Here is a 21074-nt window from a genome sequence, read left to right as displayed (position 1 = left end):
GACCTGCGACATATGCGCTTGTCGCAGCCCACCGGGTGAACCACGCTGGGGGCATGACCACACCGCACACGATCGCCGTCCTCGGTCTCGGGCGTATGGGCGGCGCGATCGCGACCCGACTCGCCGCCCAGGGCTGGGACGTCGTGGGCTGGACACGCTCGGGGCGCACGGCAGGCACCGTCAAGACGGCCCTCGATCCGAACGAGGCAGTGGCGGAGGCCGGCCTCGTGCTCCTGGCGCTGTTCGACGGCCCGGCCTGCCGACAGGTCCTCGCCGACGTCCGCGACTCGCTGCGGCCGGACACGGTGGTGGTGAACACCAGCACCATCGCCCCAGCCGAAGCGTCGCATCTGGCCCGGCAGCTCGGCCCGTCCTACCTCCACGCGCCCGTCCTCGGCTCCGTGCCGGCCGCTGCCGCGGGCGCCCTGCAGATCCTTGCCGCCGCCGACCAGGACGCGCTCGATCGGGCGCGGCCGGTTCTGGAAGCGCTCGGCACCGTGCGCCGCGTCGACGGCGCCGCCACCGCCGCCGCGCTCAAGCTGATCGCCAACAACAGCCTCGCCGGCGCCGTCCTCGCACTGCGCGACTCACTGCGCCAAGCCGACGCCCTCGGCCTGCAGCGCGCACAGGCACTGGACGTCCTCGAACTCGGCCAGCTCGGCGGGCTCGTGACCCGCAAGCGCCCGTACCTTGACGGCACGGCACCCGTCGGCACAGCCGACTTCACGATCGAAGCGCTGGCCAAGGACATGACCCTGCTGGCCGACGCGTCGAACACGCCTCTGCGCAGCGCCGCCGGCCTGGCCGGCATCCCTGCCGCCCCCGAGGCGGACATCGCCGTTGCCGCCACGGCCCCCGCCGTGCCGGCGGCGGTTCTCGAACCGCTCCGCGCCTACATGCGCGGCCATGCCACCGGCGAGCCCGCCCACTTCCGCGACGCGTTCCTCCCCACCGCCCACATCGAGGGAATCCGGGGCGGCACTTTCGTCTCGTGGTCTCTGGACGACTACTGCGCTCTCTTCCACGGCCGCCCGGCCCCGGACGAAGCGAGCCGCTCTCGCCGGATCGACGCCGTCGACGTCCACGGCACCATCGCGACCGCGACCGTGACGCTCCGGCACGGCGGCGCGATCTTCACCGACGTCTTCCTGCTGGTAGGCGCGGGCGACAGCTGGCGCATCGCCAACAAGGCCTACCACCGGCACTCATGACCCCGGGGAAAGCGCCGCCCGCAGCTCGTCCGTGCGGCGGAGATGCGAGGGCCGGCGTCCCACCGGGGATGCCGCGCGCCACCGCCGGCCCGACGAGATCCCGCACGACGGCGATCACGTCCGGGCGCGGGGGCGCAGGGGCTTCGTCGGGCAGGCCGGCCGCGCAGTCTTCGCCCAGGCGCCGCACGGCGGCGCGGACATCCGGGTCGGGGGACAGTTCGGCCGGCTCCACCCCTGCTCTGACCTGCTCGACCGTGGGGCTGTCGGCGAGCCCGAGCCCGAGTTCCCGCAGTGTGCGCACGAGGGCAAGGCGGGCGACGGTGTCCGGGGCGTAAACAGCCGGTGGCCGGCGCGGGTGCGGTCGGCAGGCGCGACGATGCCCCGACGACGCAGGACGCCGATCCGGGGTCAGGCGGTGGAAGGGTGTCGGCCCGCGTCTCGACGCGCTGCGTTCTCCTGCCACTCCCGGCCGATCGACCGCATCAGTGCCGGGTACACGCCCAGGTACCGGAAGGGTTTGATGCCGAGCATGTACAGGCGGCCGAGGCGGCCGTTGGGCTTGACCAGGACGGCCATCTGGCCGCGGTGGCCGCCGTTTCCGTCGGGGACCCAGCCGATGTGCATCACACCGTGCATGGTCTGGTTGGCGTACTCGGCCGCCCACTCCCGGTGCGTCTGGAATACCGACGTGAAGGGCGCCGAGCCGAGGTCGGGGCCCCGCGGCCCCCGGCGCAGGTCGTCCGGCAGCCGGTCGCGGAGCGTGCCCGCCCGGCCGCCGACCCCGGACTCCGGACCGTCCCAGCCGAGCAGTGCTCCCAGCTTCCAGCGCACCGCGAACAGGAACCGGCCCACGGGGTTCCCGCCGTGCGGGCCGTCACCGCCGTCCGCCATCTGCCGCACGAGGTGGTGCAGGTCGTCCGGGCCTCCGGGCGTCGGCAGCACCCACACGTCCTCGACGCGGAAGTCGCCGGCGATCTCGTGTATCCGCCAGGGCCGCGACGTGTGTTCGGTCGCGGGAAGACGTAGCGCATGCATGGAGAGCCCCTCCTATACGGTGGCGTATAGATCGAGCATAGCCTCCCACATACGGCTCCGTATACTTCTCTGGGCTGGCCAGGAGGGACACGGACATGGGTGCGATCCGCACACCGCGGGACAAGTGGATCGAGGAAGGACTGCGGGCGCTCGACGCAGGCGGGCCGGAGGCCGTCCGCATCGAGGTGCTCGCCCAGAGGCTCGGGGTCAGCAAGGGAGGTTTCTACGGCTACTTCCGCAACCGGGCCGCCCTGCTGGAGGAGATGCTCGACACCTGGGAGCGAGGTGTCGCCGAGGACGTCATCGAGCGGATCGAGCGCGACGGGGGCAGCCCCCGTGAGCGGCTCGCCCGCCTCTTCGCGTTCGTGGGCTCGGCCGAGTCGCCCGTGACCAGCGCCGGCGTCGAGCTGGCCGTACGCGACTGGGCCCGGCGCGACGAAGGCGTCGCCCTTCGGCTCCGCCGGGTCGACAACCGGCGCATGGACTACCTGCGCCGCCTCTACGGGGCCTTCTGCGACGACGAGGACGATGTCGAGGCCCGCTGCCTGATCACCTTCTCGCTGCGCATCGGCGATCACCTGATCGCGGCCGACAACGGCCCGCGCGGCCGCACGGAGGTCCTTGCCGCGGTCGGCAAGCGTCTGCTCACCTGACGCCGCCGTGCCGCAGAGGCGGCAGGTGGTGACCGGCGGGGAAGGTGCCCGCCATGGAAGCCCGGGCAACCTCCACCGCAGAAGGACGCCCGCCTGACCCCGGGAGGCGAGCCGGCACCCGGTCGCAGGCCGGCCCCCGGCGTTCGAAAACGTGAGTGCGGCCGATCGGGCGGTCTGGGATCATGCGCGGATGCCCCACCCTCTCGAATCCCTGGTCATCCGGCACACCCACCGCCTGCCCGCCCCCTCCGGACCCGCGGGGCAAGGCGGTGCCGCAGCCCGGCAGTTCGACGCAGCGCTGATGTCCGTGGGCTTCAAGCTGTCGGGGGAGCTGCTGGAGCGCCTGTCGGGCCTGGCCGAGGAGAGCGTCCTCGACACCGCGTCACGCACGCTCGACACCGTGCGCACGATGGTCGGCGACCACGTCCGGCACAACGTCTACTTCGCCGACTTCCCCGCCAACGTTCCCGACACGCTCGACTTCTGGATGCAGTGCATCCGCGAGGCGCTCGACGACGGCGCCTCCCGGGCCGGCACCCTCGACCAGCTCCGGTCGGGCGTTGTCGACCTGCTGACCCTCCCGTCGTACGGCACCTACCGGCACACGTACGAAGAGATGCTCACCGCGCACGACGAGCTGCTCGCCGCCGCCGGCGACCGCATGACCGTCCTGCACGCGGGCGGCACCCCCGAAGCGGAGGCCACCGTCCTGTACCTTGCGCTGGCCGGCAGTGCCGTGCCGCTGGGCGACGACGGCCTGCGCGACCTCGCGGTGCTCGCCGGGCACTGCGCCGAAGGCCCGCAGCCCGCACAGATCCCGGTCCGGGAGAACCGCGCCGTCGTCAACCGCGCCCGCCTCGACCGCGGCGCGGACCTCCTGCTGGACACCGTCACCGATGCCCTGCGCCTGGCCTGCGCCCTGTCGGACGGCGACGTGACCCTCGCCGAGCCGACCCGCTTCCGGTCGCTGCCCCGGCCGGTCCGCCGTGCCCTCCTCGCCGGCCTCGACGCGGTCGTCGCCGCGTCCCCCGCCAAGCTCGCCGACGTCACCGCGCACCGCGAGGCGTTCAAACGCCTCGGCGAGCGCCTCCACCCGCACGAGTACCCGCACTGGCCGCACGCCGCGGACGTGTTCGCCGTCGCCCGCGGCGAGAAGGAGGCCCGGACCCTCGACAGCCGCGTGGAGGAACTGCTCGGCGCCGGCGACGTCACGGGCGCGGCACTGCTGCTGGCGTCCGCCGCCCCGGGCAGGCTGATGCGCTCCCTGGACCGGCTGCTGCGCGCCTGCCCCGGTCAGAAGGAGCGCGACGCGGTCGCGGCCGCCGCCGAGGGGGCGGCCCCGCAGGTCTCAGGCCGCGTCCTGCTGTCGGTACGCGAACACCTCCACAACCGGACCCGGGAGCGGGTGCCGCGCCCGCGCCGATTCTTCGTCAACCGCGGGGGCCGCGCCTGGGTCACCGCGGACACCCGCCCGCCCGTTCCGGAACCCGAGACCAAGCGCCTCGTCGCGGCCCTGGACGCCGAAACGCGGCGCCGGCTCCCGGAGCCCGGGCACCTGCTGGTCGATCCCGCCGTCCTCGACGTCGCGCTGCCGCTCAGCGGCAAGGCGACGGCGGCCGGGCTCGGCGTACTTCCCCGCGGCTCCCTCTCCCCGGTCGACGGGGAGCTGCTGCGCTTCTTCGTCCACTGGCGGCAGGCGCAGCGCAGCACCGACTTCGACCTGTCGGCCCTCATGCTGGACGGGTCGTACAAGACCCTGACCTGGCTGTCCTACACGGCCCTGCAGGACCTCGAAGGCGAACACTCGGGCGACATCACCGACGCCCCGGCGCCCGGCGGAGCCTCGGAGTTCATCAACCTGCGCCTGGACGCCGTACGCGGCGCTTTCATCGTCCCGCAGGTCAACATCTTCTCCGGGGAGGGCTTCGAGGAGGTCGCCGAGTCCTTCTTCGGCTTCATGCTGCGCGACGCCGATCAGCAGGGCCGCCCCTTCGAGCCGCGGACGGTCCGCATGAAGTCGGAGATGCGGGGGACGGGCAGGGTCGCCCTGCCGCTGGTGTTCCTGCGCGCGGGCGACGGCAGGTGGCGCGCCAAGTGGCTGCACCTGTACCTGAAGGGCAGCCCGAGCGCCAACCGGGTCGAGGAGAACAGGGTGTCGGTCGCCACCCTGGTGCGCGGCATCGTCGAACGCGACCAGCTGACGGTCCGACACCTGATCGACCTGATGGCCGACCGGGCCACCGCCACCACATGGTGGGACGGCAGGCAGCTCCCGAGCGGCCCGGTCACCTACGTCGGCCTGGAGCGCCCGGAAGGCCTCCACCCGCAGTCGGTCGTGATCACCCCGGAAAACCTGCGCGCGCTGATCCCGGCCTGACTGCTACCGTTGGCCCCGGCGAGGCCATGGGCGGACTTCCTTCTCACCACTCCACTGAACTAGTCCCCCCGCTTTCCTCGCCGTCGACGGCGAAGCCGGGGTGCCCACGGGCACCCCGGCTTCGCCGCTTTCCGAGCTCCCGCCGCCTTGGCCACCGGGACCCGCGCCGCCGTGGCAGCCGGCCCTTCTCACTGGCCGGACCCCTGGCCTTCGTGCCAGCCGCCGACCGGTCTGGTCAGGAAGGCCTCCGCCGGCTTGAGTCAGCCGCTCCGGGAGGAACAGCGCGGGGAACCGGCCCGGACGGCCTTGCCGCCGACTCCGACACGAGCCCCTTCCTGCCGGCCCAGGCGACCGCTCGGCCCGTGTGCCGGAGGCGGTCAGGTGGGGCGCGGGACGTACGCCAGACCGTGGGCGCCGGCCTCGCCGCGCTTGGCGATGTCCAGCCGGGCCAGGCGCTCCAGCGTCTCCAGGTCGACGACGTCGACGGTGGAGGAGACGACGCAGGCCACATAGCCGAGTCGCCCGTCGGGGGAGGAGGTGATGGTCAGCGGGAAGAGGCCGACCGGGACCTTGCCCAGCTGCTTGCGGGTCTCGGCACAGAACACCGTGAGGAGGCCGGGCGCGTGCCGCCCGAGTCGCGCCTCCGGGGCAGCGGTCACGCGCAACTCGCCCGCCAGCAGTCTGCCCCTCGACGTCAGGTGCACCGGCAGGATGACGTTCTGCGTCGGCAGGGTGTCGACGACGGACGCCGTCCGGCTGTCGATGACGCGGATGCCGGTGGCGGGCCGCCTCTCGTCGCTGCCGGAGAAGTCGGCGTACGGCGCGGCGACGAAGGCGTGCGTGCCGTCGGCGGAGACGGCGAGCCCCTCGCTGCCCGGGACCCCGACCTTCGCGGTGAGGGTGCCCCGTTCGAGGTCCACGACGGACACGAACGACGCTTCCTTGTTCGTGGCGTAGCCCGTCCGGCCCGCCGGGTCGATAGCGAACCAGTGCGGGCCGGGAGCGTGCGTGTCGATCCTGCCCAAGGGCCGCCGGGTACCCGTGTCGATCACCACGACGCCTCCGGGCCGGTCCCGGGCGCCTTCCACACTGACGTAGAGCCGCCTGCGCGCCGTGTCCAGCGCCAGCCCGTGCGGCCCGTGCTCCGGGGCGAGGTCGACGACCTCGACGATGCGGCGGCTGTCGGGGTCGATGACGGCCAGCTCGGTGCGTCGACCGCCGTTCGCGTGGTAGTAGCCCGAGTGGTACGTCAGCGTGCACCACAGCAGCCGCTGCGTCGGGTCGTGGCACAGCTCGTGCGGCTCGGCGGGGACCTGCACCTCACCGAGGCGCCGGTCGGAGGCGGCGTCGAAGAACGAGACCGTCGCGCCGCTCTGACTGGCGACGGCGAGTACGTCGCCCTCTCGACCGGTACGGGGGGACTGCTGCACAGCGGCTCCTTCAGCGGGGCGAAGCGGAAATGCCGCGCGTCTCTTCGCGGGCGTCTCCACCCTCCGGTTCCGGTGGGGGCCACAGCAATGCAAAGATTGACATCCGATCATTGCCGAAATCGAAAAATAGCAGCTCAGAAGGGCAAGGGTGCCTTGGATCTCAACCTGCTCCGCGTGCTGGACGCCCTGCTCCAGGAGAACAGCGTGACCCGCGCCGCGGAGCGTCTGGGCACCTCGCCGGCGGCCGTCAGCCGGTCCCTGGCGCGCCTGCGCCGCGCCGTCGGCGACCCGCTGCTCGTCCGGGCCGGCCAGGGGCTGGTCCCCACCCCGCGCGCCGCGGAACTACGGACGGAGGTCGGCTCGTTGCTCCGCAGCTGCGACAGCGTGCTGCGGCCCGGTGCCGGCTTCGACGCCGCGCACCTCCAGCGCACCTTCACGGTGCAGGCCGCCGACCTGCTCCTGGTGGGCGTGGCCGGGGGCCTGACCGAGCGGATCCACGCGGAAGCCCCCCAGGTGGACGTCGTCTTCCTGCCGGAGGCGCTGGAGGGCGGCCCGGGGCTGCGGCAGGGCTGGGTGGACGTCGAACTGGGCGTCCTCGGACACCTGGACCCGGAGATCCAGACCCGGCCCCTCTCGCGGACGCCGCTGGTCGGCATCGCCCGCAGCGGGCACCCCCTCTTCGACGGGCCGATCGACGCCCGCCGCTTCGCCGCGGCCGACCACATCGGCATCTCCCGACTCGGCAAACGCCTCGGCCCCATCGACACCGCTCTCGCGGAACTCGGACTGCGCCGCCGGACCGCAGTCGTCGTACCCAGCCACACCAGCGCGATGATGCTCGCCCGGGACACCGACCTCGTGGCGCTCAGCCTGGCCGACTGGCTCCCCGACACCGTCTCCGCCCTGGGCCTGCGGACGTTCCCCGTCCCCCTCGACCTGGAGCCCCTGCACCTCGGAATGGCCTGGCATCCCCGCAATTCGGCAGACCCGGGGCACCGCTGGTTCCGCGAGCACGTCGCGTCCGCCGTCCGGACCGACCGGACCAAGCCCCACCCGGCCCCCGTGGACGGCCGACCCCCCTGACCGGCGAGACCGTGCGGGACACTCCGCGTTCCGCGGGCAGAGCGGCAAGATCATGAAGCGGCAGGGCCCGCAGCAGCCCCGGGGTGCCAGGCAGCCGCGGCGGTATCAAGAGAAAGGGACTGGGATGGGGAATCTCGACGTGATCAGGTTCGCGGACCGGGCGCGGCGTGTAGCGGTGGTACTGGCGGACGGGGCGGGCGGCGGCCGCTACGAGGGTTGGCATGAGGCGGAGATCGTCATCGAGACGGGTTTCGTCGGTGCGCGCCTGCCGCTGCACTGCACCGACGCCGACCTCGCCGACCTCGCCCTCTTCCTTGAGGCCCGCGCCGCCGAGGAGGAGGACGGTCGCCTACCGGACGGGACGGCGACCGACTGGCCCGAGGCCGGCCGCAGCGCCTACCTGCGGCTGCACGCCGCCGACCCCTTCGTGGTGGAGATACGCGACCCGGTGCAGAGCGGCGTGTGCGTGCAGGTGCCGCTCGATCTGCGTGCAGGGTGGGCCGCCCGCGCGGCCTTGCGGCTCGGCCGCCTGCGTGCCGCGCTCGCCGAGGGCCGCTGAGGCGCCGCGACCGCCGCGCGATCCCCAACCGACGGCTGTACAGGGGCCGCTGGTACGGCCGTTCCGCCACGGCACCCTGCTTCGACCACGGACCCGAGAGCGGAAGCCTCCGGCGCACCAGTGCGCGGGCGGGTCCCTCAGCCCCCCGACAGGGACGTTCGGCCCCTCCTTCGACGCGCCGCGAATCGCCATCGTGAACACGTCACCCCGCACCAGCCCCGCGACCCGGAGGTCTGCCATGTCCCGTCCCGTCACCGTCGGCTTCGACGGATCGCGAGAGAGCCTCGCCGCCGTCGAGTGGGCCGCCAAGGAAGCCGGGCTGCGCCGCCTGCCGCTGCGGCTGCTCCACGTGTGGGACATCGAACCGGACGTGCACACCCCGCTGATCGGCCCCGACACCCGGCGCCATTGGACCGAGCACATCCCGCGGACGGCCGCCGAGCGCGTATGCAAGGACCACCCGGAACTCCACGTCGACACGACGCAGCGGTGCGGCAACCCCGCGCAGATCCTGGCCGAGGCCGCGCAGGAGTCCGAGCTGCTGGTCGTCGGTTCCCGTGGGCTCGGCGCCTTCATCGGGTTCATGGTGGGCTCCGTCGCGCTGTCCGTCGTTGCCCGCAGCGAACAGCCCGTCGTCCTCGTCCGTGCCGCAGAGCCGCCACGTACCGCGCCCGGCGCTGCGACGGCTCCGGCCCCGGCGGACGGCCGCGTCGTCCTCGGCGTCGATCTCGCCCACCCCTGCGACGAGGTCCTCGACTTCGCCTTCGCCCACGCCGACCGCCACGGCATCCCCCTGCACGTAGTGCACAGCTGGAACTTCCCGCCCGTGTACACCCCGGAGCCCACGGCGGCCGTCGTCGCGCTGCAGGACGAGGTGGCGGCCGCGAAGGAAGGGGCGTTCACGGACGTCGTGGAGCAGTGGCAGCACAAGTACCCCGACGTCGTGGTCACCCGGGAGTGCCGTCTCGGGCACCCGGTGCCGGACCTGGTGGAGGCGGCTCGTGGAGCGGGCCTCGTCGTGGTCGGCCGCCGCAGCCGGCGCTCGCGGTTCGGTGCGCACATCGGATCGGTGGCGCACGCGGTGCTGCACCACTGCACGGCGCCGGTGGCCGTGGTCCCTCACGACTGACGAACACCCCGACCGGGAGCCGGCGGCCCCGCCGAGGTGGGACGACGAGGCCATCCGGCACTGCGGTCGCCCCCGAGGGGCCATGCGTCCGGGGCGGGCATCGAAGGCCGGGGCGTCACCCAGGTGCATGGAGCGGAGCGTTGTTCACGCCGCTGATGGGCGGGCGTCCGCCGAGTGGGGGGGGGTGGCAGACCACATGGGCCTGTCCACCCGGGCATGGGCGCGGCCCGCAAGCCGGCGCAGGGCCATGTGAGTCTCTTCCTCCGCACCGTTCACGCATCCGACTCGGAAGCAGGCTCTCGCGCCGGTGGCTGCGCCCCGCCCACAGTCCCGACCCCGGAGGTCAGCGGCCGTGCCTCGGTGCGTGGCGGCCCGGGGCCGGGCGGCTGAGGGGCTGTGCCTTGCCGGGACCTGGTCGCCGCTGCCGCTTGCCGGCGCGCTCCCCGGCTGCGGTCAGCCGTCATGCTCCTCGAGGTGTGCTTCTCTGGCCCGCGATACTCGCGCTTGCTGAAGGCGTGTCTGCCAGCCGCAACTGCACTTCAGCTGCACCGTGCCCGACGGGATGATGTTCCTGGATCCGTCAGCGTCGGGGGGCAGTTCCATCCACTCGATCGTCTCTGTGAATCGATGGCTGCTGGGCATGCAGGAAGCGTAGGGACAGAGCGGGCAGCTCGCCAGCCATGGGGCACGATCCACTCAACCCGGGGCCGCCGCGGTCCTCACGGGCGCGGCCGGAGGAGGTTCCACGGCTACGCCGCTGCCGGCCATCTCGTGGGCCGGCCTCGTGTCGGGCGCGGACTGGCCGACGGTGGCGGGCAGCTGGTCCTGTTGCAGCGCGCCGACACCGCCCGCATCAGCGCGGCGGGTACCGACCGGTGGCCGGACCTGCCGAAGGCGACGATGCCGGCGGCGTGGGTTGCGGCGCGATGTCGGCCTGACCGGACACGGCGGTCGGGATGGCCGTCCTCGACCGGCGCGGCGTCGGGTTCGCGGGGCTCCTCGCGGCTGCGCATGCGCAGGATGTCGGCGGTCGACCGGGCCGTCGCCGTTCATCTGGCGGGGCGCCGGCCGCGCGGCCCGTACCGGTCCCGGGCCCGGGTCCGTACGCGGCGCCCGCCGGTTCGGGTCCGTCGGGTCTGCGGCCGCGTCGGCCGCCGCTGCCGCCGCCCCCACGGCTGCTGCCGATCCGGCCCCGGCCCGGGCGTCGGCTCCCCGCCGGGGGTGGGGGCCGCGCGTTATTCCAGCGCTCCGAGGGCGGTGTCAGGCCGCCAGCGGATCCACGAGTGACGCCCTCGGCCAGGAGCCGGCGGACCCGGTCCGGTGGATGCGGACCGGGAGTCGGCCCGCGCCGGTTCCGCACTCCTCGCTCCGGACCCCCTCCTGCCGGCCTCTGTGCACCTCGTCGGATGCGAGGGGTGATTGAGCCGCTACGGGAACGCTTTGCTCTGCTCGCATCGGGTGAGGCAGTGCCCGGTGTTAAGGACGCGTATGAATTTTTGAGGGTGGAAGTGCGGCTGGAAGCCCTGCGGCGTCCTTCGGGCACGGGGCGCCGGGTGTCCGCGGGGCGGTTCGGTGCCGGGCTTCTGCCCTGCTATTGCAGGCTTGCTGAGGTTGGGGACCGTCTGTGGCCGGGTGCTCTGGGCACAAGCGCAGGGCGGAACGGGGACGGTCCGGGCGGTGCGCGTCCGCGTCGGCGGCAGGCTCATACTCGATGGTCGTCGTGAGGCCCCGGCTGGTGGGCTGGTGGGCTGGTGTGCGGGTGTGCCGGACGGGCCGGAAAGGTTCATGGGAGATATGAGGGACGCGGATCAGGCGGGTATGCCCGAGGTGGTGGACAGTCCTGCTCCACGGGCTCAGCCGTCCGGCGGGTTGGCTGAATGGCTGCTGCGGCACAAGGTGCAGCCGGTGGGCCCGGCGGCCGGGGAGGCGCACGCCGAGCCGCACCCGTGGTGGAAGGTGATGTGCCTGACCGGTGTCGACTACTTCTCCAGCCTCGCCTACGTGCCTGCGATCGCGGCTCTTGCCGCGGGGGCGGTCTCGCCGCTGGCGACGCTGCTGATCGTGGCACTGACGCTGCTGGGGATGCTGCCGATGTACCGACGGGTGGCGAAGGAGAGCCCCCACGGCGCAGGTTCGGTGGCCATGCTGGAGAACCTGCTGCCGTTCTGGTGGGGCAAGCTGTTCGTGCTGGTCCTCCTCGGCTTCGTGGCCACCTCCTGGATCATCACGATCACCCTGTCCACCGCGGACGCCTCCGTGCACGTGGTGGAGAACCCTTTCTTCCCCGCGGTCCTGCATGGCCACGAGGTCGCCCTGACGGTGGTGCTGCTCCTCGTACTCGGCGGGGTGTTCCTGCTCGGGTTCAGCGAAGCGGTCAGCGTGGCCATTCCCCTGGTCGCCGTCTTCCTCGCCCTCAACGCGGTCGTCATCGGTGTCGGGCTGGTTCACGTGTTCACCACGCCCGGGGCCTGGTCGGCGTGGACCGACGCCCTCGCGGCGGGCGGAGGCGGCTTCGGCGACCTGGTGGGCCCGGCGCTGCTGGCGTTCCCTCTCCTGGTGCTGGGTCTGTCGGGCTTCGAGACCGGCGTGAGCATGATGCCGCTCGTCGCCGCCGAAGGCGACGATGCCGAGCAGCGGCTGCGCTCGCGGATCCGCAACACCCGCCGGCTGCTGACCACCGCCGCGCTCGTCATGAGCGTCTACCTCCTCTCCGCCAGCTTCGTCACCACCCTCCTCATCCCGCACGAACTGTTCGAACCGGGCGGCGCCGCCAACGGCCGCGCCCTGGCATGGCTGGCCCACGAGCACGTCGGCGAGGCATTCGGCACCGTCTACGACATCAGCACCATCCTGATCCTGTGGTTCGCCGGCGCCTCCGCCATGGCGGGACTGGTCAACATCGTCCCCCGCTACCTGCCCGACTACGGCATGGCCCCCGAATGGGGACGCGCCGTGCGCCCCGTCGTGATCGTCTACACCGTCCTGTGCATCGCGATCACCATCGCCTTCAACGCCGACGTCGACGAACAGGCCGGCGCATACGCCACCGGCATCCTCGCGATGATGGTTTCCGGCGCCTTCGCCGTCACCGTCTCCGTCGCACGCCACCGCCGCCGCGCCACCACCGTCGGCTTCGCCCTGCTCACCGCCGTCCTGCTCTACGCCCTGATCGCCAACATCATCGACAAGCCCGACGGCATCGTCATTTCCGCGTTCTTCATCGCCGGGATCATCACCGTCTCGCTGATCTCCCGCGTCTCCCGCACCACCGAGCTGCGCGCCGACCGCATCGTCTTCGACGCCGAGGCCCGCCGCTTCATCGACGACACCCTCGCCCACGACGGTGCCATCAACCTCATCGCCAACCGCCGCCAGGCGGGCGATGTCGCCGAGTACCGCGACAAGGAAAGCGAACAGCGCGGCGTGAACCCCGTGCCCGGCCGCGCCGACGTCCTCTTCCTGGAGATCGACGTCGTGGACCCCTCCGACTTCAGCGACACCCTCACCGTCCACGGGGCCGAGGTCGGCGGCCACCGGATCCTGCGTGCCGAGGCGCCGGCCGCCCCGAACGCCATCGCCGCGATCCTGCTGGCCCTGCGGAATGCCACCGGGGTCCAGCCGCACTGCCACTTCGCCTGGGCCGAGGGCAGCCCGTTGGTGCACATGGTCCGCTACTTCCTCCTCGGACGCGGCGACACCGCCCCGGTCACCCGCGAGATCATCCGCAGTCACGAACCCGACCCCGCGCGCCGCCCCGGCATCCACGTCGGAGGCTGACCACCGCAACCGCACACCACCGCTTGCGCGGACCGAGGCATCCGGGAGGCCCGCGGACCATGACCTCCACCCCGGACCGCCGCACGCGGCTCAGGGCCATCAAGAGCCGGGCCCACCGACACCGCGTCCGCCGTGCCGGTGCCCCGGTCCGTCCGGAGCGGCAAGGATCCGTACCGATATCGGTGTTCACGCCGAGTTATGCTCTGGCCTGCGAGTTCGGTGCGGCGCGGACGCCGCGCCGTACCGGGCGCGACATGTACAGGAGACATCAGTTGATCGGTCGTCAGAGGGAGCGGGCGGCCATCGCCGAGGCGCTCGCGCCGAGCGCCCCCGTCGCGTCGCTGCTGCTGCTCGGGGAGCCAGGGGTGGGCAAGACGACCCTGCTCGACTCGGCGGCCGACACGGCCTCGGCGGCAGGCGCCACCGTGCTCAGGGTGCGCGGCAGCGCCGCCGAGACCGAGCTCGCCTTCGCCGGTCTGCACCAACTGCTGTTGCCCGTCCTGGACCGCGCCGAGGGCCTGCCCGTCCGGCAACGCGCCGCCCTGCTCAGCGCGTTCGGTCTCGGCGACGACAACCCGGCGCCGCCCGACCTGATGATGATGAGCCTCGCCGTGCTGACCCTGGCCTCCCAACTCGCCTCGGCGAGGCAGCTGCTGCTGGTGGTGGACGACGTCCAGTGGCTCGACCACGGCAGCTGCCAGGTGCTGGGCTTCCTCGCCCGGCGCCTCGCGGGCGAGCCCATCGGGCTGCTCCTCGCCGCCCGGGGCACGCGCCGCCCCGACTGGCTGGACCGGTCCGTACCGGAGCTGCTGGTCCCGTCCCTCCCGCCGGCCGAGGCCGAGGAACTCCTCAGCACCCAGCCGGACGCCCCCACCGGGCCCGCCCGGCGCAGGATCCTCGAAACGGCGGCCGGCAACCCGCTCGCCCTGGTCGAACTCGCCCGGCAGGCGGCGCGCGACGGCGGACTGCCCGCGACGGGCCACGTGCCGGTGACCGACCTGCTGGAGCGGACCTTCGCCGCCCAGGTGGACGAGCTGCCCGCCGCGTCCCGCGGGGCGCTGCTGCTCGCCGCGGCGGCGGAGGGCGCGGGCCTCGCCGATGTCATGGCCGCACTGCCGCCCGGTACGGACGTGGAGGTGTGGCGGCCGGCGGAACAGGCGGGTCTGATCCGCCTCCACCCGGACCGCATCGACTTCCGCCACCCGCTGGTCCGGTCCGCCATCTACGGTGCGGCGCCCTTCGCCGAACGCCGGCGCGCGCACCTGGCGCTGGCCGCCGCCCTCCGGGGCGACCCGGACAGGCGGGCCTGGCAGCTGTCGGCGGCCACCGTGGCGCCCGACGCGTCGGTCGCCGGCGCCCTGGAGGAGACCGCACTGCGTGCGGTGGCCCGGGGTGCGATGGCCGAGGCGGTCGCCGGTCTGGAGCGGGCCGCGCAGCTGGGCACCGACCCCGCCGACCGGGTCCGCCGACTGGCCACCGCGGCGTACGCCTCGGTGCTGGCCGGCGACCTCGGCCAGGCGGAGGCGTTCGCCGCGCCGGCCCTCGAAGCGAACCGCGACCCGATGACCGAGGGATGGATCTGCGGTCTCAGCAGCCTCGTCGCCATGCTCACCCTGCGGTTGGAGAGGGCGTTCGCCCTGGTCGACTCCGACGGGCTGATGCACCCGGCGGCGATCGGCGCCGGCGTGTCGACCATCGCGACCGGGGTCGCCTACCATTCGGGCTCCCCCGCCCAGCGGGCCCGCCTGCGCGCCCTGTTGGAGCGGCGCGACACGCAGGACATCGCCTCCCACCCGTTCCACCTCTGGGACCTCGGGGTGACGGACCCGTTCCTGCACGGCGCCTCGATCCGCCACGTGCTGCCCGCCGTCGCCGCTGCCCCCGGCCGGCTCCCCACCGAACTGCACACCCTCGGCGTGCTCTGCCTCGTACTGGACGAGACCGAGACCGCGGTGAGCCTGCTCGGCGAGCTGGTGAACCCGCAGTGGGAGGACGCGGACGCCTTCCACGCCGGGATGACCGCCGCCGACCTGGCCTGGGCGAACGTCGACGGCGGCCGGTGGGCCGACGCACGGCTCGGCGTCGAGCGCCTCGCCGTGCGGTTCCTGGACGGCGAGCACACCCTCGGCTCCGTACGGGCCCTGACCGTCCTGGCCACCCTGCACGCCCTCACCGGCGAGCCCGAGACGGCGCTCCGGCACGCGGCGGCCGCACTGGCCGTGACCGAGCCGGCCGGCGCACTCGGGACCGTGGTGCGCGCCCGCCGCGCCGCCGGCCTGGCGGCCACGGCCCTGGGCGACCACGCCGCCGCCCACCGGCACCTGCGCGGGGTCTTCGACGCGGCCGGCCACCCGCTGCACCACCACCTGTCCTGCTACGCGGTCGCCGACCTCGCGGCCGCCGCCGTGCTCACCGGGCACGCCGACGAGGCCCGCACCGTGCTGGCGCGGGTGGGCGCCGAGGTCGGCGACGGGGCCTCCGCCCGGCTGCGGCAGACCCTGGACCGGGCCGCAGCCCTGCTCGCCGACCCGACGGACGCCGGGCGGCTGTTCCTGGCCGCGCTGGCCGACCCGACCGGCCGGCGATGGCCCTTCGAGCGGGCCCAGGTATGGCTGGAGTACGGCGAATGGCTGCGCCGGCAGCGCCGGATCGCGGACGCCCGGGAAGCCCTCACCAGGGCGCGGGAGATCTTCGACGGCCTCGGTGCCGTGCACTGGAGCGCGCGGGCCGAGGCGGAGCTCAGGGCGGCCGGCGTCACCGTCGCGCAGGGCCGGCCCAGCGCCCTGCGGTCCCTGACGCCGCAGCGGCAGCGCATCGTCCGACTCGCCGCCCAGGGCCTGACCAACCGTGAGATCGGCGAGCGGCTGTTCCTGTCCCCGCGCACCGTGGGCACCCACCTCTACCAGGCCTTCCCCGCACTGGGCGTCTCCTCGCGCAGCCAGCTGCGGGACGTGGTCGAGCAGGACGCGGCGGCCGGCCTCTGACGGCAGGGGCGGCGGCGCGGCGCCGCCGCACCCGGAGGCGTGCCGCACACGGGGCAAGTCATGTGACGGATGGCTGCGGCGGCCGGGCCCCCGAGAGTGGTTGCGGAACCCCCCGCACCCAACCGGAGTCACGTTGTCCCATGTCAGCACCACCGCAGCCCTCCCCGTCACCGAACGCGCCGACTACTGGCACAGCCTGGTCTCCGGCACCTTCGTCCCGCTGGACGTCGCCCTCCACGAACCTGAGCCGAGGGCCGGCACGATCGTCAGCCGGCACGTCGGCGCCCTGCAGATCTCCGACGTCGAAGCCGGACCGCAGGCCGTCATCCGCAGCCGGCACCGCATCGCCCAGGGCGGCGGGCAGTACGTGACCGTCACGCTCCAGCACCGGGGAACGGCGCGACTGACCCAGCACGGGCGGCAGGCACTGGTCGTCCCGGGGACGTTCACCTGCTCGGACGCCGGCCGGCCGTACCGCCGGGAGCAGCCGGACGGTTTCCGCTTCACCGCGTTCCGCCTGCCGAAGCAGGACATCGGCGTCTCCGACGACGACCTCGGCGCGGTGACCGCGACCGTGTTCGACGGCCGGTCCGGGACCGCAGGGCTGCTGGCCGGCTACCTCACCCGGCTCGCGGAGCAGGCGCCCGGCTTCGACGCCGACACCGGCCACCGGCTCGCCCTGACCGCCGCCGACCTGCTCGCCGTGCTGGTCCGCGAACGGCAGGGCCGGCCGGGCCCGCATGCGCCGGAGGCCGCCCGGGGCATCCTGGCCCGGACGAAGGAGTACGTTCGGCTGCACCTGGCGGACCCCGGGCTGACCCCGGAGCGGATCGCGGCCGCGCACCACATCTCGGTGCGCTACCTGCACCGGCTCTTCGAGGCGGAGGGCACGTCCGTGGGCCGGTGGATCCACGCCGAACGCCTGGACCGCTGCCGCCGCGACCTGGCCCGCCGCGCCGGGAACGGGCCGACGGTGTCGGCGGTCGCGCAGAGCTGGGGCTTCGTCAGCCCCTCGCACTTCAGCCGGTCCTTCCGCGCCGCGTACGGGATGACGCCGCGCGAGTGGCAGGCGGCGTCCCGGGGGCCGGCCGGCTCCGCCTGAGCGGGCCCCGCCCGGCCCGCGCCCGGCCGCCGCCGGGCCGGCCCTCCGGCGCCGCGAGCTGCTCCTGGAACGGCACCACCGCCCGCCCAGTCCGGCGCGCAGGCGGGCGGTACGCGGGTGCCGGCGCGCTTCAGAGGGTGCGGCGGACGCCGGCCTGCCGCTCCAGGTTGCGCAGTTGCACGGCGAGGTCCCCCTCGACGGCGTGGCGGGCCGGCCCGCTGCGCCCGATCGGGAGTACCTCCTCGCTGCGCATGTCCTCCAGCATCAGGGCGAAGGCCGCGTAGGCTGCCGCGAGCGCCACGGCCAGGCCGAGGGCCCCGGCGGTCCGGGTGAGGGCCTCGGAGCCCGTCAGTCCGCCGAGGCCGGTCGCGGCCCACCGCGGCAGGGAGGCCGCGATGACGACCCACAGGGCGCGTTTGGGGCGGGTGACCGCGGCCATGAGCGCCCCGAGGACGAGGAAGGCCAGGTTGAACACGCCGAGCACCCTGGGCCCGCCCGCCGCACCGGTTCCCATGACCAGGGCGTACGCCAGCCAGCTGCCGGCGAACACGCCCATGAGGGTGGCCGCGACGACGTCCCGGGCGCTGAAGGCGAGGACGCTCACCAGGAACTGCAGCGCGAACGCGGGCAGCACGCACAGGGCGACGGCCCGCCGCTCCGAGGCGTCGAACACGCCGAGTTGCAGGCAGCCGGTCATGACGGAGGCGATCGCGACGGCGAAGAAGCCCAGCGGCATCGGGGAGGCCATCGGGCGCAGGTTGATGCGGGTCATCGCCCGCAGGTCGGGTTCGAAGCGGCGCCCCGATCCGCTGCCGGAGGCGGTGTCTGTACTCATGTGCGGGTCACTCTCGGTCAGGGGGCGAAGCAGGGGTCGACGGCGGCGGGACCGGGCTGCGCCGGGGGCAGGGTCCCGCGCGCCGCACGCCACCGGCGGTGCTCCCCGGACTCGGCGACCGCCTCCGCCATGGCGTAGGCCTGGCGCGCGCCGGCCGACCGGTAGCCGCCGAAGCGGGCGACGGGGCTCCAGTCGGGGCGGATCGGCGGAAGCGGCTCGTCGAGGCCGGCGTACTCGGCGCTCGCGTGGACGATGCGCCCGCCGACCACGGTGAGGACGGACTCGATGTCCGGGATGGCGGCCTCGGGCACGGTGAAGTAGTCCGCGGACAGCACCGCGAGGTCGGCGAGGAAGCCCTCGCGCAGCATGCCCTTGGTGCCGTCCTCGCCGGTCAGGCGGGCACCGCCGCGGGTGTACAGCTCCAGTGCGGTCTGCCGGTCGAGCAGGTTCGCGGCCGGGCGGAGGGCGGTGCCGCCCACGGTCCTGCCGGTCACCAGCCAGTGCAGTGACACCCAAGGGTTGTACGAGGAGACTCGGGTGGCGTCGGTGCCGGCGGCGACGGTCAGCCCGCGCTCCAGCATGGCCCGGACGGGCGGGGTGCGGGAGGCGGCCTCGGCCCCGTACCGCTCCGCGAACGCGGTGCCCTGGAACGACATCCGGTTCTGCACGGACAGGGCTCCGCCGAGGGCGGCGATCCGGTCGAGGCTGTCGTCGCGGACGGTCTCGGCGTGGTCGAAGAGCCACCGGCTGCCGGCGGGGAAGAGTCCCTCGGCGGCGAGCTTCTCGAAGACCGCGAGGTCGCGGCGGATGGTCTCGTCGTAGGTGGCGTGGAGGCGGAAGCCCCAACCGTGCTCGGTCAGCAGCCGGACGGCCTGCTCGAACTCGGCCTCGTAGCCGGCGGCGAGCTCCGGCCGTGGTTCGGAGAAGTTCTCGAAGTCGGCGGCGGCCCAGGTCAGGTTCTCTCCGGCGCCGCCCAGGCGCAGCCACTCGTCGCCGTCGCCGGGCCGCACGGTCTGCGTCCAGCGCCGCAGGTCGGCGAGTTCCTGCCCGGCTGTCTGCGGGAACAGATGGTAGGTGATGCGCAGGGACAGCTCGCCGGAGCCGGCCAGGTCGATGACGGTGGCGTAGTCGTCGGGGAAGCTCTGGAACCCGCCGGCGGCGTCCACCGCCGAGGTGAGCCCGAAGCGGTTGAGTTCGCGCAGGAAGTGGCGGGTGGAGGTGCGCCTGTCGGCGGCGTCCAGGACGGGCGCCTTGGCGAGGGCGGAGTAGAGGAGCAGCGCGCTCGGCGCCGCCAACAGCACCCCGGTCGGCTCGCCGTCCCGCCCCCGGACGATCTGCCCGCCGCGCGGATCGGGGGTCCTGCGGGTGAGGCCGGCGGCCCGTACCGCGGCCCGGTTCATCAGCGCCGACTGGTACAGGTGCAGGACGAAGACCGGGGTGTCGGGCGCTGCGGCGTTCAGTTCGGCCACGGTGGGCATCCGGCGCTCGGCGAACTGTTCGGCGGTCCAGCCGCCGACGACGCGGATCCACTGCCCCTTGGGGGTGCGGCCCGCCTGCTCGCGGAGCATCGCCAGGGCCTCGCGGAGGCTGGGCACGCCGTCCCACCGCAGTTCCAGCACGTAGTTGAGGCCGCCGCGGATGACATGGAGGTGGGAGTCGTTCAGTCCGGGGACGACCCGGCGGCCGAGGGCGTCGATGACCCTGGTGGCCGGGCCGACGTGGGCGGCCAGGTCGTGGTCGTCGCCGAGGGCGAGGATCCGGCCGTCGCGGACGGCCAGGGCCGAGGAGGCGGGCCGGGCCGGGTCGCCGGTGTGGATCCGGGCGTTGCGCAGCAGGAGGTCGGCGGGGGCGGGGCCGCCGGGACGGGCCGCCGGGACGACTCCGGCCACGGGCATGCTCGGGCCGGGCGCGCCGTTCGCGGGGGTGCCGGTCACGCCAGGGCCTCGCGCAGGGTGTCGACGGCAAGCCGGATCGCCAGGCCGGCGGCCCGGGTCTCGCGCAGGGCGTTCAGCATGGCGAAGTCGTGGATGGTGCCGAGGACGCGCACCGCGGTGACGGGCACGCCGGCGGCGCGCAGTGCGGCCGCGTATGCCTCGCCCTCGTCGCGCAGGACGTCGGCTTCGGCGGTGATCACCAGGGCCGGGGGCAGGCCGGCGAGCTGCTCGGTGCTCGCGCGCAGCGGCGAGGCGGTGATCCGGGCCCGGTCGGCGGTGTCGGTCGTGTACTGGTCCCAGAACCACCGCATGGCGTCTCGGCGCAGGAAGTAGCCCTCGGCGAAGGCCTCGTAGGAGGGGGTGTCGAAGGAGGCGTCGGTGACCGGGTAGAAGAGCACCTGCTGCCGGAGGACGACGTCCCCGCGCTCCTTGGCCATGAGGGTGAGGGCGGCGCTCATGTTGCCGCCGACGGAGTCCCCGGCGACGGCGATCCGGCCGGCGTCGAGCCCCTTCGCGGCGCCGTCGCGGACGATCCATCGGGCGACTGCGTAGTTCTGCTCGATCGCGACGGGGTAGCGGGCCTCGGGCGAAAGGTCGTACTCGGGGAAGACGACGGCGGCGCCGGTGCCGGCGGCCAGTTCACGGACCAGGCGGTCGTGGGTGCGCGCGTTGCCGAACACCCAGCCGGCACCGTGGATGTAGAGGACGACGGGGAGGGGGCCGGCCGCACCGCGGGGGCGGACGATGCGGGCGCGGACGGAGCCGGTGGGGCCGCCCTCCACGGTGATCCACTCCTCGTCCGTCCCCGGCAGGGACACGCCCGCGCCGTTCTGGACGGTGTCGACGGCCTTGCGGCCGTCGGCGACGGGGATCTCGTGGAGGAAGGGCGGCAGGGCCGTGGCGTCGGCGAAGGCCTGGGCGGCAGGCTCCAGCACGGGTTCGTGCGGCACGGGAAACTCCTTTGG

Annotated in this window: 14 protein-coding genes; 9 read left to right on the top strand and 5 right to left on the bottom strand. The window is 73.9% G+C overall.

The genetic code is table 11. The features are described from left to right. The first annotated feature begins 53 nt into the window (after positions 1-53). Positions 54-1211 carry a nuclear transport factor 2 family protein gene (locus EF903_RS04900; RefSeq protein WP_125541344.1) on the top strand — a complete coding sequence of 386 codons (1158 nt, stop codon included), beginning with the start codon at positions 54-56 and terminating at the stop codon, positions 1209-1211. 408 nt (positions 1212-1619) lie between these two features. Here the strand turns inward: EF903_RS04900 and EF903_RS04895 are convergent, their stop codons facing one another. Continuing rightward, complete coding sequence (locus EF903_RS04895) at positions 1620-2246, bottom strand: DUF2867 domain-containing protein (protein ID WP_125541343.1); 627 nt, start codon at positions 2244-2246, stop codon at positions 1620-1622. Between the two features lie 95 nt (positions 2247-2341). On the opposite strand from EF903_RS04895, the gene EF903_RS04890 reads away from it, so the two are divergent. Continuing rightward, positions 2342-2899 carry a TetR/AcrR family transcriptional regulator gene (locus EF903_RS04890; protein ID WP_125541342.1) on the top strand — a complete coding sequence of 186 codons (558 nt, stop codon included), beginning with the start codon at positions 2342-2344 and terminating at the stop codon, positions 2897-2899. Positions 2900-3089: 190 nt separating this feature from the next. Further along, complete coding sequence (locus EF903_RS04885; RefSeq protein ID WP_125541341.1) at positions 3090-5276, top strand: TerD family protein; 2187 nt, start codon at positions 3090-3092, stop codon at positions 5274-5276. Between the two features lie 377 nt (positions 5277-5653). Here EF903_RS04885 and EF903_RS04880 read toward each other — a convergent pair whose 3' ends face one another. Beyond that, complete coding sequence (locus EF903_RS04880) at positions 5654-6706, bottom strand: YncE family protein (protein ID WP_125541340.1); 1053 nt, start codon at positions 6704-6706, stop codon at positions 5654-5656. Positions 6707-6859: 153 nt separating this feature from the next. Here EF903_RS04880 and EF903_RS04875 point away from each other — a divergent pair, with 153 nt between their 5' ends. From EF903_RS04875 to EF903_RS04850, 6 genes are all read left to right on the top strand, one after another. Next, complete coding sequence (locus EF903_RS04875; RefSeq protein ID WP_125541339.1) at positions 6860-7789, top strand: LysR family transcriptional regulator; 930 nt, start codon at positions 6860-6862, stop codon at positions 7787-7789. Between the two features lie 124 nt (positions 7790-7913). Further along, positions 7914-8348, top strand: coding sequence for a DUF5959 family protein (locus EF903_RS04870; protein ID WP_125541338.1), 435 nt, complete (start codon positions 7914-7916; stop codon positions 8346-8348). A 238-nt stretch (positions 8349-8586) separates the two neighbouring features. Beyond that, positions 8587-9477 (top strand): universal stress protein, encoded by an 891-nt coding sequence (locus tag EF903_RS04865; protein WP_125541337.1) that lies wholly within the window; start codon positions 8587-8589, stop codon positions 9475-9477. Between the two features lie 1818 nt (positions 9478-11295). After that, entirely contained in the window at positions 11296-13254 is a 1959-nt protein-coding gene (locus tag EF903_RS04860) for an amino acid transporter (RefSeq protein ID WP_399420136.1), read from the top strand. A gap of 272 nt (positions 13255-13526) precedes the next feature. Beyond that, on the top strand, positions 13527-16238 hold the full coding sequence (locus EF903_RS04855) for an AAA family ATPase (protein ID WP_185902516.1): 2712 nt from the start codon (positions 13527-13529) through the stop codon (positions 16236-16238). A gap of 133 nt (positions 16239-16371) precedes the next feature. Continuing rightward, positions 16372-17340 carry a helix-turn-helix domain-containing protein gene (locus EF903_RS04850; RefSeq protein WP_125541334.1) on the top strand — a complete coding sequence of 323 codons (969 nt, stop codon included), beginning with the start codon at positions 16372-16374 and terminating at the stop codon, positions 17338-17340. A 130-nt stretch (positions 17341-17470) separates the two neighbouring features. On the opposite strand, the gene EF903_RS04845 is transcribed toward EF903_RS04850, so the two are convergent. Genes EF903_RS04845 through EF903_RS04835 form a run of 3 tightly spaced genes read right to left on the bottom strand, consistent with a single transcriptional unit; the run spans position 17471 to position 21059 of the window. Beyond that, positions 17471-18175, bottom strand: a complete 705-nt coding sequence (locus EF903_RS04845; protein WP_125541333.1) for a GPR1/FUN34/YaaH family transporter — start codon at positions 18173-18175, stop codon at positions 17471-17473. Between the two features lie 17 nt (positions 18176-18192). Next, positions 18193-20070: an amidohydrolase gene (locus EF903_RS04840; RefSeq protein ID WP_125541357.1), complete on the bottom strand. Its 1878-nt coding sequence runs from the start codon at positions 20068-20070 to the stop codon at positions 18193-18195. 35 nt (positions 20071-20105) lie between these two features. After that, positions 20106-21059, bottom strand: coding sequence for an alpha/beta hydrolase (locus EF903_RS04835; protein WP_125541332.1), 954 nt, complete (start codon positions 21057-21059; stop codon positions 20106-20108). Positions 21060-21074: the final 15 nt, after the last annotated feature.

Source organism: Streptomyces sp. WAC05292, assembly GCF_003949955.1.
Lineage (GTDB): Bacteria > Actinomycetota > Actinomycetes > Streptomycetales > Streptomycetaceae > Streptomyces > Streptomyces globosus.
Note: the sequence above shows the minus strand (reverse complement) of the source record. Positions and strands in the feature narration are given on the sequence as shown.